Raw genomic sequence first — 15147 nt, 5'->3', positions numbered from 1 at the left:
GCGGTGCGACGTCGGGCGTCGAGCGGAAGCGCTGCGGCGTTGTCCAAGCGGGTGCGGTGTGGTTCGGGTGTCCTCAGCCTCGTACGCGTCGGAAGCTCACACCGCGAGGAAAGCCGCCGTCACCAACGCGACCCCCGACCCCGCCATCACCCACGCGAGCCGTGCCTTGCGCAGGCCGCCGGCGACGATGATCGACGCGAGCAGCAGCGCACCCCCGAACGGCACCCAGGCGTACAGGATCCCGGCGGGGCCCGAGCGGACCGCCTCGTCGGAGTCCGGCTTCACGACGACGGAGTACGTCCGGCCGACCTCCACGGCGATGGGCTCGGCGATGGTCATCGTCTTGCGCGCGGTCGCCCCCGTGGACCCCGGCGTGAACGGACCCGTACACGCCTCCTCCCCGCACCGCGTCACCACGACGGTCCCCTTCTCCCGTCCCCCCGGCAGCATCACGTGCTGCGCCGTCCCCCAGGACGCCCAGACACCCGCGATCAGGATCAGAAGAGCGACCATCCCCATCGACACCACCCGCCCGACCCGCAGCGCGGCGGACGACGAACGACGAGACCTGGCCGCCCGGCGACGACGGGAGGCTGGCATGGCGGGGATCATTGGCCATGCCGACGCGGTCCGTCAACGTTGGCTGGTCAGGAGGGGTGGGCGACGGCCGGAGGAGGTACCGCGCCGACGGGGGCGTACGACCGTGAGGCCGCCCGATCGGGCCCGGCACGCTCGATGGAGCGCGGCTGTCCGGCGGGCGGCGAAGGCGGCGAGGCACAGGGGGCCGGCTCGCGCGGTACGCGGACAACTGTGCGGCACCACAACGCACTCGCACCCGTCCGCAGCTCGCCCGCGCCTCACGAGTTGTACGACTGCTGCGCCCTCTCCAACCCCTCCGTCACCAGCGCCTCCACCGCGTCCGCCGCCCGGTCCACGAACCAGTCCAGTTCCTTGCGTTCCGTGGAGGAGAAGTCCTTCAGGACGAAGTCGGCGACCTGCATACGGCCCGGAGGGCGCCCGATCCCGCAGCGGACCCGGTGGTAGTCCGCGCCCATCGACTTCGTCATCGACTTGAGGCCGTTGTGGCCGTTGTCGCCGCCGCCGAGTTTCAGGCGCAGCGTGCCGTAGTCGATGTCCAGTTCGTCGTGGATGGCGACGATGTTCGACAGGGGGATCTTGTAGAAGTCGCGCAGGGCGTTGACCGGGCCGCCGGAGAGGTTCATGAACGACATCGGCTTGGCCAGGACCGCCCGGCGGCTCGCGGGACCGGGTGCGCCGAGGCGGCCTTCGAGGACCTGCGCCTGCGCCTTGCCCGCCCGCTTGAAGCGGCCCCCCATCCGCTCGGCCAGCAGATCGGCCACCATGAACCCGATGTTGTGGCGGTTCATCGCGTACTCGGGACCGGGGTTGCCGAGGCCGACGATCAGCCAGGGGTCGGTGGAGGAGGGGGTGGTCATGGGGGAAGTCTCCTAGATACATGCCGACAGCCGCCGCCCCCTAAAAGGGAACGGCGGCTGTGGAGCTTAGCCGGTGAAGGCTCAGGCCTCAGCGGCCTCGTCGCCCGCCGCGGCCTCTTCCGCCTGCGCGGCGAGGACCTGGAGGACGACGGTGTCGCCGTCGACGGACAGGGTCGTCCCGGTGGGGAGCGCGATGTCCTTCGCGAGGATCGCGTCGCCGGCCTGGAGGCCCTCGATGGAGACGGTGACCTCGGAGGGGATGTGGGTCGCCTCGGCCTCGACGGGCAGCGCGTTGAGGACGTGCTCCAGCAGGTTGCCGCCGGAGGCGAGCTCACCCTCGGTGTGCACGGGGATCTCGACGTTGACCTTCTCGCCGCGCGTGACGAGGAGGAGGTCGACGTGGACGAGGAAGCCCTTGATGGCGTGGCGCTGGACGGCCTTCGGGATGGCGAGCTCGGTGCCCTTGCCGCCGTCGATGTCCAGGGAGATCAGGACGTTCGGCGTGCGGAGCGCGAGAAGCAGCTCGTGGCCCGGGAGGGTGAGGTGCTTCGGCTCGGTGCCGTGGCCGTAGAGAACGACCGGAACCTTGTTCTCGCGGCGGATGCTGCGGGCAGCACCCTTACCGAAGTCGCTGCGGGTCTCGGCGGCGAGCTTGACCTCGGACATGGGGATCAACTCCTCGTACAGGTAGTAGACGGTCGGGTCACCCGGCCATGTACAACGGCCTGCTACGAAGAGCGCGTCGATAACGGACCACCGGTCCCGCCGAAACGGGACGGCCTCCCTCGCCGAGCAACTTGTGCAGTCTACCCGGCGAGGGAGGCCGTCCCCAAAACGATCAGCAACCGCTCACAACCGGTTGCAGAAACCTCACTGCTCGTCGAAGAGGCTCGTCACCGAACCGTCCTCGAACACCTCACGCACCGCGCTCGCGATGGTCGGCGCGATCGAGAGCACCGTCAGCTTGTCGAGGTCGACGGCCAGCTCCCCCGGCGTCGGCAGCGTGTTCGTGAACACGAACTCGCTCACCCGGGAGTTCTTGAGCCGGTCGGCGGCGGGCCCGGACAGCACACCGTGCGTCGCCGTCACGATGACGTCCTCCGCACCGTGCGCGAACAGCGCGTCCGCGGCGGCGCAGATCGTGCCGCCCGTGTCGATCATGTCGTCGACGAGGACACAGACGCGGCCCTTGACCTCACCCACGACCTCGTGGACGGTCACCTGGTTCGCGACGTCCTTGTCCCGCCGCTTGTGGACGATCGCCAGCGGCGCCCCGAGCCGGTCGCACCACCGGTCGGCGACGCGTACGCGCCCCGCGTCCGGCGAGACGACCGTCAGCTTGTTCCGGTCGACCTTCGCGCCCACGTAGTCCGCGAGGAGCGGCAGCGCGAAGAGATGGTCGACGGGGCCGTCGAAGAAGCCCTGGATCTGGTCGGTGTGCAGATCGACCGTCAGGATCCGGTCCGCGCCGGCCGTCTTCATCAGGTCCGCGATCAGGCGGGCCGAGATCGGCTCACGGCCACGGTGCTTCTTGTCCTGGCGGGCGTAGCCGTAGAACGGCACGATCACGGTGATCGACCGGGCCGAGGCCCGCTTCAGCGCGTCGATCATGATCAGCTGTTCCATGATCCACTGGTTGATCGGAGCCGTGTGGCTCTGGATCACGAAGCAGTCGGCGCCGCGCGCGGACTCCTCGTAGCGGACGTAGATCTCGCCGTTCGCGAAGTCGAAGGCCTTCGTCGGAACGACCCCGACCCCCAGCTGGTGGGCGACCTCCTCGGCAAGCTCGGGGTGGGCGCGGCCGGAGAAGAACATCATCTTCTTCTCGCCGGTCGTCTTGTTCCCGGTCACAGCACTGTCTCCTCAGAGGTGTCTCAGCCGCGCGACGCCGTTTCACAACTGGGCGTGGGGAAGCGTCTCAGCTGGTGGGTGCGGGTGTGCACTTATCACGGTACGCCCTGTTCGGCGCAGCCGTTTTCGGTCAGCTTTCGCCTTCGCCTTGCCGGGACGCCGCCTCGGCCGCCTTCGCCGCCGCGCTTCCCGGACGCTTGCGGGCCACCCAGCCCTCGATATTCCGCTGCTGGCCACGGGCCACGGCCAGCGAACCGGGCGGTACGTCCTTCGTGATCACGGACCCGGCGGCGGTGTACGCGCCGTCCCCGACCGTGACGGGTGCCACAAACATGTTGTCCGAACCCGTCTTGCAGTGCGAGCCCACGGTCGTGTGGTGCTTGCTCTCGCCGTCGTAGTTCACGAACACGCTCGCGGCGCCGATGTTGCTGAAATCACCGATCGTCGCGTCACCGACGTACGACAGGTGCGGGACCTTCGTCCCCTCGCCGATCGTCGCGTTCTTCGTCTCGACGTACGTACCGATCTTGCCCTTCGCGCCCAGCCGGGTGCCGGGGCGCAGGTACGCGTACGGGCCGACGCTCGCGTTCTCGCCGATCGTCGAGGAGAGGGCGACGGTGTTGTCGACGCGGGCCTCCGCGCCGACCCGGGTGTCGGTGAGCCGGGTGTTCGGGCCGACCTCCGCGCCCGCGCCGATGTGCGTCGTCCCCTGGAGCTGGGTGCCCGGGTGGACGACGGCGTCCTGACCGAACGTCACCGTCACGTCGACCCACGTCGTCGCCGGGTCGATGACCGTGACGCCGTCCAGCATGGCCTGCGTGAGGAGGCGGTCGTTGAGGATGCGGCGGGCCTGCGCGAGCTGGACGCGGTTGTTGATGCCGGCGATCTCGCGGTGGTCGTCCGCGACCGAGGCGCCGACGCGGTGACCGGCCTCGCGCAGGATGCCGAGGACGTCCGTCAGGTACTCCTCGCCCTGGCTGTTGTCCGTACGGACCTTCTTCAGCGCGTCCGCGAGGAGGTGCCCGTCGAACGCGAACACCCCGGAGTTGATCTCCCGGATCGCCCGCTGCCCGTCGCTCGCGTCCTTGTGCTCGACGATCGCCGTCACGGCGCCGCCCGCGTCCCGCACGATCCGCCCGTACCCGGTCGCGTCCGGCACCTCCGCCGTGAGCACCGTCACCGCGTTGCCGTCGGTGTGGTGGGTGGCGGCGAGCGCCGTCAGCGTCGTACCGGTCAGCAGGGGGGTGTCACCGCAGACGACGATCACCGTGCCGCCGACGGTCCCGCCGAGCTCCTCCAGCGCCATGCGTACGGCGTGACCCGTGCCGTTCTGCCGCTCCTGGACGGCCGTGCGGACGGCGCTGTCGGTCTCCGCGAGGTGGGCCGTCACCTGCTCGCGCGCGTGGCCGACCACGGCGACGAGGTGCTCCGGGGTCAACTCCCTCGCCGCGGCGAGCACATGGCCCACCAGGGTCCGGCCGCACAACTCGTGCAGGACCTTCGGTGTGGCCGACTTCATACGGGTGCCCTCACCCGCTGCGAGAACGACGACGGCTGCCGGGCGGATGGCGCTCACGGGGTTGCCCTTCGGCTGTGTGTGGGTGGGGACACCCGAAGGATACCGGGGCGTTTCCGGGGGGACATGAGAGCGGGCCCCGGCTGAGATGTCAGCCGGGGCCCGTACGTGTTCCCTCGCTCTGTTCTTGCTCCCCCGCCAGGACTCGAACCCGGACAAATGGCACCAAAAGCCACGGTGCTGCCAATTACACCACAGGGGAATATTTACGACCGAACCGGACAAATGGCCGGGTGGCCGAGTGGCGCTTCCTACTATGCCGTACCCGACCGCCTCCGTGCGACGGTACAAGTGCGGTGGGGCGAGGCCCTGTCGTGGAAAGTTTCCGGAAAACGGGGTAGGGGCGCCCGTAGGGTGGACGTATGACCAGGACGGGGGAAGAGGCGGTTGCGGGGCGGGCCGGGCCGTGGTGGTGGGGGCGGTGGCGTAGTGCCGTGCTCGATCTGGGGGTCGGGGCCGCGTCCGTCGTCGAGTGTGCGGCGGAGGGGTGGCCGTTCGCCCGTGACGCCGGGATTCCCGTGTGGGCGGGGATGGTGTTCGGGGTGGTCGCCGGGAGCGTCCTCGTCGTCCGGCGGAAGTGGCCCATCGCCGTCGTGCTGGTCTCCATCGCCATCACGCCGGCGCAGATGGGGTTCCTGCTCGGGACCGTCGGGCTGTACACCCTCGCCGCGACCGAGCTGCCCCGGCGGATCATCGGGTCCCTCGCGGGGATGTCGTTCGTCGGGATGCTCGTCGTCACGTTCGTCCGGCTGAAGCAGGGGCTGTCGCCCGGGGACGTCCTGGCCGGGAACTGGTTCGTTCTCTTCGCCTCCATCGGGACCGCCCTCGGGGTGACCGCGCCGCCCGTCCTCCTCGGGCTGTACATCGGGGCCCGGCGGCGGCTCATGGAGTCCCTCCGCGAGCGGGCCGACAGCCTTGAGCGGGAGCTTCAGCTGCTCGCCGAGCGGGCCGAGGAGCGGGCCGAGTGGGCCCGGGGGGAGGAGCGGACGCGGATCGCCCGGGAGATGCACGACGTGGTCGCGCACCGGGTGAGCCTGATGGTCGTCCATGCCGCCGCGTTGCAGGCCGTCGCCCGCAAGGATCCCGAGAAGGCCGTGCGCAACGCGGCGCTTGTGGGGGACATGGGGCGGCAGGCGTTGACCGAGCTGCGGGAGATGCTCGGGGTGCTGCGGAGCGGGGGTGAGCGCAGGACGTCCCCCTCCGGGGGGCTGCCGCTCGCCGCGGTCGGGGCCGCCGCCGCTGCCGCCGCGTCCCGGGCCGTCGTGGAGGGGGAGGGGCCCTGCCTCGCGGACGTCGAGGAGCTGGTCGGGCAGTCCGCCGCCGCGGGGATGGTCGTGGACCTGTCCGTCGAGGGGGAGGCGCGGTCGTACCTCGCGGTGATCGAGCAGACCGCGTTCCGCGTGGTCCAGGAGGCGTTGACCAACGTCCACAAGCACGCGGCCGGCGCGAAGACGTACGTCCGTCTCGCCCATCGCGACGAGGAGATCGCGATGCAGGTCGAGAACGGGCCGCCCCCGGAGGCGGCGTCCTCGGCGCGGCTGCCCTCCGGGGGGAACGGGCTGGTCGGCATGAAGGAGCGGGTGGTGGCGCTGGGCGGGGTGTTCGTCTCGGGGCCGACGGAGGCGGGGGGGTTTCGGGTGTCCGCGGTGATTCCGGCGGGGCGCTGAGGGGTGGTGGGTGGGTCGGGGGTGCGGGGGTGCGGCGAGCCCGTTGCGGGGACGATGACCGTTCCTTTCCAGGGAAGCCCGCGGCCGACTGGGTAAGCAACGGGCTGCGCCGCACCCCCGCACCCCGCTCCCCGCCGTTCGCGGCTGTCCCGCCGTGCGGGTTTTCGGTTCGCTTCCCGTCGTTTCTGGCTGTCCCGCCGTGCGGGATTGTCTGCTCAGGGGGCTGCTGTTGTCAGGCGGGTCGGGGTCGTGCCCGATATCAGGGTGGACAGGGCCTGGTCGATCGTGGGGGCCAGGTACCAGTCGCCCGTGTGGTCCAGGGCGTAGATGCCGCCTGCGGTGTCGATGGCCAGGAGGGTCTGGGTTTCCGGGTCGGCGCCCAGGGGGGAGAGGTCCGTGGCCAGGGCTCTGCCCAGGTCCGCGAGGGTCCGGGGCTGGTGGAGGCCGTGCAGGGGGTCCACGTGGAAGGTCGCGGGGGCGATCTGGCGGCCCGGGCCCGTGGGGGTGATGCGGAGGCTGCCGAATTCCGCCCATGCCTCCACCGCCGCGGGGAAGACCGCGTGCCGGTGGCCCGCCGGGGAGACGTGGTCGCGGAGGGTGTCCGCCCAGAACTCGGCTTGTTTGATGTCCCAGCGCCCGGGTACCCAGCCGGCGGCTCGGAGCGCGGCGTCCACGGGTACGGGGAAGCGGGTGGTCGAGGTGCGGTCGGTGTGGTGCATCTGCCGTTCGTTCGTCGAGGTCAAGGCGGTGGTGCGGGGTGCTTCCGGTGTTGTTGACGCGTTTTGGGGGTGGGTGGTTCTGATGGGGTACGTGGGGGTCGCGGGGACCGGCGTCGTACGGGGCTCCCGTCACCCCGTCGTACGCGGCTTCCACGCCGGTGCCGTACGCGGTTCCCGTCCCCGCGTTCCTTACGGCTGCCCCCGTCTCCCTCCCGTACGCGTCTAGTCCTCGGACGTCTCGACGACCCGGATGCCGAAGTGGGCGGTGAGGGCGGTGCAGGCGCGGCACGGGGGTGCGAACGTGCCGTGCAGGGGGTCGCCGTCCTCGCGGATGTGGCGGGTGGTGAGCTTGGCCTGCTTGAGGGCCTTGCGGGCCTCGCCGTTGGTCATCGGCTTGCGTGCCGCCCGGCGGCTGCGGGCCGTGTCGGCGGCGGCGATGTGCCGGGAGATGAGGAGCGCCTCGGCGCAGCGGCCGGTGAAGCGGTCGCGGCGGTCGCTGGGGAGCGTGTCGAGGAAGTCCTGGACGAGGTGGTGCAGCGGGGGCGGCTGGTCGCCGCGGGCGGCGGTACCGGTGAGGGTGGCGCCGCGGACGGAGAGCGCGGCGGCGACGGTGGGCAGTATGCCGTCGCGGCGGTGGCGGAGGGCGGGGGTGTGGGGGGCGTCGGCGGACCAGCCGATGCGGGGGTCGCCGCCGGCTCCGTTGTTTCCGCTGTTTCCGTGCGCCTGGTCGCCGTCCGTTCTGTGTGGTGGTACGGGTGACGTGTGGGGTGTTCTGTGGACGCCGGGTGACGTTCCGTGAACGGTGTCGCCCGCGGTGCGGTCCGTGCCGTGCGGCCCTGTCTGCGTCGCGTTCATGATCGTCTTTCCCTCCCCGGGCATCCCCCCGGAGGACACAGGGTGCCAAATGGCGTGGCCTGTGCGGAAGCTGGGGCGTGGCGACACGCCAGGGACGGGTCGGGCTGTCACCAGAGGGTGACGGCAGGTCACCGTACTCAAGGGGGACGAAGTGGAGGGCCGGTGACCCGTCCGGCCGTACCGCATAGGCTGTCGGCACCGTGGGTGCGCGACGGACGTGTGCCGGGAAGCGGTGGAGACAGTCGGATACGGGGAGTGTCGCAGCGGTGCCGGGAAGCGGAACCGCCGGCGGGTCCCGTACAGAGCGCCGCAGGGGGCAACCGCCATGACGACAGGTCGGCTCGGGCAGACCGCGCCGCCGAACGCGGCATACGCCGGGCAGGTCGTGCACTTTCCGGACCCGGTCCGGGCGGGCCGTCACCCCAGAGGTGTACGGGTCGACGAGCGCGGCTACCCCGACTTCTCGCCGTACGCGCGGGCGGTGGCGGAGATCGCGGACCCCCCGGAGGGGTTCGGCGTCGACGAACTACGCCTCACGGACTACGTGTCGGCGAACGCCGCGCAGTCCGCCGCCGGGCACGAGCTGTGGGACACGGTCTCGCAGGTCGCGACCCCGCACGGCTGGACCTGGCACCACGTCGCCGGGACGCGCCGCCTTGAACTGATACCCGTGGACGTCAAGGCGCTGCTGCGCCATCACGGCGGTGTCTCGACGGCCCGCGTCGACCACGCGAAACGGGGCACCCGGCCGCTCCAGGAGACCCGCCCCGCCCACTTCCGGCTGCCGAAGTCGGGTGTGGCGGTAACGGAAGCGCAGGTGCAGGGAGTTGAGGAGGACCTCGGCTACCGGCTGCCCGGCGCGTACCGCTCCTTCCTGAAGGCGGCGGGCGGCTGCGCACCCGTCGGGGCCGCGCTCGACGCCGAGTTGGGGCTCCTCGTCGACCAGCCGTTCTTCACGGTCCGCGACGAGGCCGCCGTCAACGACCTCGTGTACGTCAACAAGTGCCTGCGCGACCACCTCACCAAGGACTACCTGGGCGTCGGCTTCGTCCAGGGCGGCCTCGTCGCCGTCAAGGCGAAGGGCGAGCGCCTCGGTTCGGTCTGGTTCTGCGCGTACGACGACGTCCGCGACGCCGATCCCACCTGGCCGCCGGCCGAGCGCGTCGAACGCCTCCTGGTGCCCTGCGGCGACGACTTCGACGCGTTCCTGTCCCGACTCGCCGGTGATCCACCGGAGTTGGAGACGGTGGCCAACCTGATGGTGGACGGCGGCTTCGCCCGCGTCGTTCCGGTTGCTGGGGAGTGATCCGCACATGGTGACGTTCGCGCAGGCGCAGGAGCGTGCGGAGGAGTGGGTCAACGGGGACGTGCCCGTGTACCAGCATCGCGAGGTGCGGGTACGGGAGTTCGGCCTCGGGTTCGTGGTGTGGGCGGAGGACCGGGCGGAGGGGCCTCGCGGGGACGGGGGCGCGCAGCGGCTCGTCATCGCCCGCGACAGCGGGGAGGCCACGCTGTGGCCCGCCCTGCCGGTCGGTGAGGTCGTCCGCCGGTACGAGGAGCGGTACGGGGGGGAGGCGGGGGCGGTCGCGGATGCGGTGCCGGCTGCGGCGGCCCGGGTGGATCTGAACCAGACGTCGTTCCTGTTGACGCCGCCGGAGTGGTTGCAGGATGCGGCGGACAAGTTGGGGATCGGGGAGCGGGGGGATGGGGCGGGTGTTGGGGCGCCGGGCTCGGGGGCCGGTGCCGGGACGCCGGGGGCGGGTTCCGGTGCGGGGGGTGGGGTGACCTCGGGTGCTGGTTCCGGTGCGGGTGCGGCTTCCTCGGGGGCGGTTCCTGGAGCGGGTGTCGGGGCGCCGGGTGTGGGTGCTGGGGCAACTCCGGGCGCTGGTGCGGGTGTTGGGGCGGGGAGTTTCGGGGCGGGTGCCGGGGTGCCGGGTGGGCCCGGGGCGTCGACTCCCGCTGGGGCTCCCGCTGTTCCTGCCGGGGCCACTCCCTGGGCCGGGACCGATACGAACGGGGACGGTGGCGAGGACCGGTCCGTTCCGCTGCCCGCGACCGTGTTCGCTCCGCCGTTGAGCGACGGGGACCGGGGGCGGGGGTCCGGGGTCGGTGCGGATGCGCCGACCGCGTTGATGTCCGGGGGAAGTCAGCTGCCGCCTACGGCTGTTGCGCCCGCGTTGGGTGCGCCGGGGGGTGAGGCGGCGGGGACGTCGTACGGGTATCCCCAGACGGCGGGCGGTCCGGGCGGGGCCAACTCGGCCGGTCCGGGCGGGGTTCCGGGACCTGGCGGTCCCAACTCACCGGCTCCGGGCGGGGTTCCTGGCGGTGCTGGGCGGCAGGGGGGTGGTGCTCCCGACTTCGGTGCCCCCGGTGGGGTTCCGGGTGCCGGTGCCCCCAACTCGCCTGCTCCTGGTGGGGGTCAGGGGGCTGGTGCTCCCAACTTCGGTGGTCCTGGCGGGGGGCAAGGCGCTGGTGCCCCCGACTTCGCCGGCCCAGGCGGAGTTCCGGGTGCGGGCGCGCCCCATTCCGGTGGTACCGCCGGAGGCCAGGGTGTCGGTCCGGGTAACCCCGCTGCTCAGAACGGGACTTCGCAGGAACCCGCGTCACCCGGCCGGGGACTCGCTCCCCACGCCGGGGACATCGCCGACGCCGCGACCAGCCGTGCGGCGCCGCCTCCGCGCCGGGGGAGGGGTGGCGCGGGCGCGCCTCCACCTCCGCCGGGTGCGCCCGGAGTACCGGGTCGGCCAGGGGGCGCCGCTCCCGGAGCCGGGCCGGCGGGTGCCGCCGCCGCGTACGTACCTACTCAGTTGGTGTCCGCCCTTGAGGGCGACGTGCCGGGAGCACCCGGCGGACCGGGAGGCGCACCGGCGGCTCCGGGTACCCCTCCGGTGATGCCCCCCGGCGCTGGTCACCCCGGTGCCGGACAGGCGCCCGGCGCCATGCCGCCGCCTCCGCCGGGCGCCCCCGGTGCTCCCGGCGTCCCGCAGGCCCCCGGCGCTCCCGGTACCCCGGGCACCCCGGGTGCCGTACACCACGCCGCGACGATGCTGGCCGCGCCCCCGCCCGGCGGCCCCGGCATGCCCCCGCCCCCACCGGGCGCCCCCGGCATCCCCGGCGCACCGCCGAACGCACCCGGCACGCCCCCCGGCGCTCCCGGTGTCGCCGGTGCGCCCACGGCACCGTTCCCGGGCGTACCCGGTGCACCCGGCGTCCCGGGTCCCCCTCCCGGCGCCCACACCCCGCCTCCCCCTCCGGTAGTACCCCAGGGCATGCCCCCAGCGGCGTACGGGTACCCCAACCCGGCGGGCCAGCCGACCGTGGGCCCCGGCTACCAGGCCGTCCTGCGCTACCGCGCCCAGGACGGCTCCGAGCAGCAGCTCATCCGGCGTTCCGCGCCCGGCACCCCGCACCCGGAGTGGCAGATCTTCCACGAGCTGCGCGGGATGAACGTCCCCCCGGGCCAAGTCCTGGAGCTGCACACGGAGTTGGAGTCGTGCGAGCTGCCGGGCGCGTACTGCGCGCGGATGATCCGGGAGCAGTGGCCCCAGGCGCGGATCACGAGCATCGCCCCGTACGGCACGGACCACGCGAGCCGTCAGCAGGGCATGCAGCAACTTCTCGCGCACCAGGGCGAGTTGCACCAGGTCGCGGACGGCCCGGCGAGGCCCGCCCCGGTGCGCGCCCCGTTGCCGCCGGTGCAGCAGGCACCCGCCGTACCGCCGGAGGCGATCGGCCAGGAGCTGGCCGCCGCGTTCGGCCCGGGTGTGTTCCGGTTCGAGCAGGCGGCGGTGGCGAGGCAGGGGGTGCCGCCGGTCGTCGCGCACATGCTGGTCGCGGCCGGACTCCCGCTGGACATGGGCCCGTTCTTCTGGGCGCAGGCCCAGCCGGGCCGCCCGGTCCCGACGCTGGCGGAACTCGCGCAGGAACGCGGCGTGCAGCCCTCGGCGGACGCCGGCTCGTACCTCGTGATGGGCAGCGACTTCGGCAAGGCGATCTGCGTGCAGTACGGGACCGCCAACATCGTCGCCGTACCCGTCGAGGCGGGTCCCGGCGGCGCCCCGGTCGCGCCGCAGTTCGTGAACTCGGGGCTGCCCGAATTCACGCGCTGCCTCGCCCTGTTGGGGCGGATGTGGCGGCTGCGGTACGGGCTGAACCCGGAGCAGGCGGGCCGCTGGACCGTCGACTTCCAGGCGCAGCTCGCCTCGCTGGACCCAGCGGCGCTGGGCTCGCCGGACAGCTGGTGGTCGGTGCTGCTGGAGCAGATGTGGGACGGCCTGCTGTGACGCGTCCCTGACGGTCTCTCCGGAAGAGTCCGCAACCGGTAGCAACCGGTTGCGGACTTTTTCTGTCCCGAGCCCCGTAACCCCCTCACGGAGTGTCACGTTACGCACCTTTTGATCCGAACCGTCAAGATATGCGCAAAACCGTTCGGATCTCGTGAGGAGTTTCCAGCATGGGCAGCGCGTCGGTGTCGCCGTACGGGTTCGGAACGGTACGTGGGCGCGGGTATCGCCCCGCACAGGTGGAGGCGTACATCGCGGCCCTGTGCGCGGCCCGCGACGCGGCATGGGACCGCGCGGCACGCCTGACGGTCCAGGCCAAGAGGGCGGAGTCGGAGGCGACCCACCTCCGCGAGACCGTCACCCACCTCACTCCCCAGAGCTACGAGACCCTGGGCGAGGCCGCCCACCACCTCTTCCGCCTCGCCCAGCACGAGGCGGAAGCCCTCCGCGAACGCGCCCGCCACGAGGCACGCGAACAGTCGGCCCGAGCCGACGAGCAAGCCGCGGCCATCCGCGAGAAAGCGGAATCGGAGGCCCGCCGCACGCTGGCGGAAGCGGAGGAGTGGGGACGGCGACGAGTCGCCCGAGCGCGCACCGAAGCGGACGAGATCCGCGTGACGGCGAGACGCGAAGTGAAGCAGGACCGAGCGGAAGCCCTGGAAGGACTACGCGAGGTACGCCGCCGCACAGAAGCCCTCCTGACCCGCCAGGACCAGACCCGCGACCAGCGCATGGAGGCGATCGAGAGAGAAGCGGCCCACCGGGCAAGCACCCTCGACACCCACTACTCCCACCTGCTGGCCCGAGCGGAAACCACCCTCGCGGAGGCCCGAGACGCCTACACGGAGGCCGAAAAATCCGCCAGCCACCTCAACAGCCGAGCCCGCGACCACGCTGATGCGCTCCTGACGGAGGCCCACCACCAGTCCGACCGCATCGCCCGCGAAACGGAACGGGTCCTGAGGGAACACGGCGAACGCTGGGACGACGTACGGGCCCACATGGACTACGTCCGCACCAGCCTGAGCGCGTTGACGGGGCGGGCGGTGGAGTAGCTCTCAGGTAGTCAGGCGGTAGTACTCCCGTCGCTCTCGATCACCGGAAACCGGCGCGGAGCGATCAGCAGCAGTGCCAGGAACGCGATCACCGCCGCCACCGCCGCCCCGATGTACACCGCGTGCACCGCGTCCGCGACCGCGTGGCGGATGTGGTCGGGGGTGCCGGACGGGCCCCAGGAGCGGGTGACCGAGTCGAGGTCGCCGCCTCCGCCGAGGCGGGTTGCGAGGACGCCGTTGGCTATCGCGCCGAAGAGGGAGGCGCCGATCGTCTGGCCGGTCTGGCGGCAGAAGAGGATCGAGGCGGTGGCTGTGCCTCGTTCGCCCCAGGTGACCGTTGACTGGACGCCGACGATCAGGGGGAGTTGGAAGAGGCCCAGGGCCGCGCCCAACGCCAGCATCAGGAGCGTGGGTTGCCAGGGGGAGCCGGGGTAGGGGAGGAGCGGGAACGCCACGAGGATCAGGGCCGCCAGGGCTATGCCCAGGAGCGCCGTGTCGCGGAAACCTATGCGGCGGTAGACGTGTTGGCTGAGCGCCGCCGAGATGGGCCAGCTCAGGGTCCAGACCGAGAGGACGAAGCCGGCGGCCACCGGGCCCAGGCCGAGGACGGATTGCGCGTACGTCGGGAGGAAGACCGTCGGCGCCACCATCAGCAACCCCAGTGCGCCCAGGGCCAGGTTGACCGACGCGATGGGGCGGCGGCGCCACACCCAGCCGGGGATGATCGGTTCGGCGGCGCGGCGTTCCACGGTGACGACGACGGCGACGAGCGCGAGCCCGGCGCCGAACAGGCCGAGCGAGGGCGCCGAGAGCCAGTCCCAGGCGACGCCGCCCTGGACGAGCGCGGTCAACAGGACGCCTCCGCAGGCGAATACGGCGAGGGCGCCCGCCCAGTCGACGCGGGCTCGGGGTGCCGACTCCCGTGCGGGTTCATGAAGATGACGGACGATCAGCCACAACGCCACCGCTCCGACAGGGATGTTGACGAGGAAGATCCACCGCCAGTCGGCGTACGCCGCGAGCAGCCCGCCCACTGCGGGACCCGCGACCGCCGACACCGCCCACACTGTGGACAACTTCGCCTGGATCTTGGGGCGTTGCTCCAGTGGGTACAGGTCGGCGGCGAGTGTCTGGACCGTCCCCTGGAGGGCCCCGCCGCCGAGGCCCTGCACGACGCGGAACGCGATCAGCGCGCCCATGTTCCAGGCGCACGCGCACAGCAGGGAACCCAGCAGGAACACGGCCGCGCCGACGACGAGGACCGGCTTGCGGCCGAACGTGTCGGACAGCTTCCCGTACACCGGGAGCGTGACGGTCACCGCGAGCAGGTAGCCGGAGAAGAGCCACGAGAAGACCGAGAACCCGCCGAGGTCCCCGACGATCTGGGGGACGGCGGTGGAGACGATCGTGGAGTCCAGCGCGGCCAGCGCCATCGACAGCATGAGCGCGGCGACCACCGCGCCCCGTCGGTCGGGGGTACTACGACCCTCCGTCGCAGGTATGACCGGCCGAACACTCCCCGTCACAGGTCCTCCACAGTCGCGTGCCCCTTGCATCTATCCGCCGTCGCACAGCTTCTCACTTGACCCTCCCGTCGCGGCAGGGTGCAGCCTGGGTGGAGCGGGAGGGTGGAGATGGCCCCGGAAACGTCTCCACCCGTCGGTGGATGTCCCCTAGGGGTACC

The 15147-nt window shown here is 72.0% G+C and carries 12 protein-coding genes and 1 tRNA gene; 4 read left to right on the top strand and 9 right to left on the bottom strand.

Annotation, left to right across the window (positions count from 1 at the left end; all coding sequences use genetic code 11):
* Window positions 1-96: 96 nt before the first annotated feature.
* The 6 genes from ACQCO7_RS17370 to ACQCO7_RS17345 all read right to left on the bottom strand — a co-directional run bounded on the left by ACQCO7_RS17370 (window position 97) and on the right by ACQCO7_RS17345 (window position 5086).
* A complete protein-coding gene (locus tag ACQCO7_RS17370; RefSeq protein ID WP_464072696.1) occupies window positions 97-612 on the bottom strand; it encodes a hypothetical protein in 516 nt (171 codons plus the stop codon).
* 245 nt (window positions 613-857) lie between these two features.
* The gene (pth, locus tag ACQCO7_RS17365; RefSeq protein WP_464072695.1) at window positions 858-1457 is read right to left on the bottom strand and encodes an aminoacyl-tRNA hydrolase; all 600 of its coding nucleotides are present in this window, start codon (window positions 1455-1457) and stop codon (window positions 858-860) included.
* A gap of 81 nt (window positions 1458-1538) precedes the next feature.
* Window positions 1539-2123: a 50S ribosomal protein L25/general stress protein Ctc gene (locus tag ACQCO7_RS17360; protein WP_464072694.1), complete on the bottom strand. Its 585-nt coding sequence runs from the start codon at window positions 2121-2123 to the stop codon at window positions 1539-1541.
* A gap of 204 nt (window positions 2124-2327) precedes the next feature.
* Entirely contained in the window at window positions 2328-3308 is a 981-nt protein-coding gene (locus ACQCO7_RS17355) for a ribose-phosphate diphosphokinase (protein ID WP_464072693.1), read from the bottom strand.
* Window positions 3309-3438: 130 nt separating this feature from the next.
* Window positions 3439-4884 carry a bifunctional UDP-N-acetylglucosamine diphosphorylase/glucosamine-1-phosphate N-acetyltransferase GlmU gene (glmU, locus tag ACQCO7_RS17350; protein ID WP_464072692.1) on the bottom strand — a complete coding sequence of 482 codons (1446 nt, stop codon included), beginning with the start codon at window positions 4882-4884 and terminating at the stop codon, window positions 3439-3441.
* 130 nt (window positions 4885-5014) lie between these two features.
* A tRNA-Gln gene (locus ACQCO7_RS17345) sits at window positions 5015-5086 on the bottom strand.
* 160 nt (window positions 5087-5246) lie between these two features.
* Between ACQCO7_RS17345 and ACQCO7_RS17340 the strand changes: the two genes are divergently transcribed.
* On the top strand, window positions 5247-6551 hold the full coding sequence (locus ACQCO7_RS17340; RefSeq protein WP_464072691.1) for a sensor histidine kinase: 1305 nt from the start codon (window positions 5247-5249) through the stop codon (window positions 6549-6551).
* 215 nt (window positions 6552-6766) lie between these two features.
* On the opposite strand, the gene ACQCO7_RS17335 is transcribed toward ACQCO7_RS17340, so the two are convergent.
* Window positions 6767-7270, bottom strand: coding sequence for an SUKH-3 domain-containing protein (locus ACQCO7_RS17335; RefSeq protein ID WP_464072690.1), 504 nt, complete (start codon window positions 7268-7270; stop codon window positions 6767-6769).
* A 222-nt stretch (window positions 7271-7492) separates the two neighbouring features.
* Window positions 7493-8125 (bottom strand): YwqJ-related putative deaminase, encoded by a 633-nt coding sequence (locus ACQCO7_RS17330; protein ID WP_464072689.1) that lies wholly within the window; start codon window positions 8123-8125, stop codon window positions 7493-7495.
* A 325-nt stretch (window positions 8126-8450) separates the two neighbouring features.
* Here ACQCO7_RS17330 and ACQCO7_RS17325 point away from each other — a divergent pair, with 325 nt between their 5' ends.
* From ACQCO7_RS17325 to ACQCO7_RS17315, 3 genes are all read left to right on the top strand, one after another.
* The gene (locus tag ACQCO7_RS17325) at window positions 8451-9431 is read left to right on the top strand and encodes an SMI1/KNR4 family protein (protein ID WP_464072688.1); all 981 of its coding nucleotides are present in this window, start codon (window positions 8451-8453) and stop codon (window positions 9429-9431) included.
* A gap of 7 nt (window positions 9432-9438) precedes the next feature.
* A complete protein-coding gene (locus tag ACQCO7_RS17320) occupies window positions 9439-12408 on the top strand; it encodes an SUKH-4 family immunity protein (RefSeq protein WP_464072687.1) in 2970 nt (989 codons plus the stop codon).
* Window positions 12409-12578: 170 nt separating this feature from the next.
* Entirely contained in the window at window positions 12579-13463 is an 885-nt protein-coding gene (locus tag ACQCO7_RS17315; protein WP_464072686.1) for a cellulose-binding protein, read from the top strand.
* An 11-nt stretch (window positions 13464-13474) separates the two neighbouring features.
* Here ACQCO7_RS17315 and ACQCO7_RS17310 read toward each other — a convergent pair whose 3' ends face one another.
* The gene (locus tag ACQCO7_RS17310) at window positions 13475-15019 is read right to left on the bottom strand and encodes an MFS transporter (RefSeq protein ID WP_464072685.1); all 1545 of its coding nucleotides are present in this window, start codon (window positions 15017-15019) and stop codon (window positions 13475-13477) included.
* Between the last annotated feature and the right edge of the window lie 128 nt (window positions 15020-15147).

The sequence above is a fragment of the Streptomyces saintjeani genome (assembly GCF_055409605.1).
This window is presented reverse-complemented; position numbering and strand designations above follow the sequence as displayed.

Bases quoted from the DNA above. Each gene is read 5' to 3' on its own strand.
- ACQCO7_RS17325 (WP_464072688.1), top strand. From the start codon at position 8,451: ATGACGACAGGTCGGCTCGGGCAGACCGCGCCGCCGAACGCGGCATAC.
- ACQCO7_RS17370 (WP_464072696.1), bottom strand. From the start codon at position 612: ATGATCCCCGCCATGCCAGCCTCCCGTCGTCGCCGGGCGGCCAGGTCT.
- ACQCO7_RS17310 (WP_464072685.1), bottom strand. From the start codon at position 15,019: ATGCAAGGGGCACGCGACTGTGGAGGACCTGTGACGGGGAGTGTTCGG.
- ACQCO7_RS17330 (WP_464072689.1), bottom strand. From the start codon at position 8,125: ATGAACGCGACGCAGACAGGGCCGCACGGCACGGACCGCACCGCGGGC.
- ACQCO7_RS17335 (WP_464072690.1), bottom strand. From the start codon at position 7,270: ATGCACCACACCGACCGCACCTCGACCACCCGCTTCCCCGTACCCGTG.
- ACQCO7_RS17320 (WP_464072687.1), top strand. From the start codon at position 9,439: ATGGTGACGTTCGCGCAGGCGCAGGAGCGTGCGGAGGAGTGGGTCAAC.
- ACQCO7_RS17340 (WP_464072691.1), top strand. From the start codon at position 5,247: ATGACCAGGACGGGGGAAGAGGCGGTTGCGGGGCGGGCCGGGCCGTGG.
- pth (WP_464072695.1), bottom strand. From the start codon at position 1,457: ATGACCACCCCCTCCTCCACCGACCCCTGGCTGATCGTCGGCCTCGGC.
- ACQCO7_RS17315 (WP_464072686.1), top strand. From the start codon at position 12,579: ATGGGCAGCGCGTCGGTGTCGCCGTACGGGTTCGGAACGGTACGTGGG.
- ACQCO7_RS17360 (WP_464072694.1), bottom strand. From the start codon at position 2,123: ATGTCCGAGGTCAAGCTCGCCGCCGAGACCCGCAGCGACTTCGGTAAG.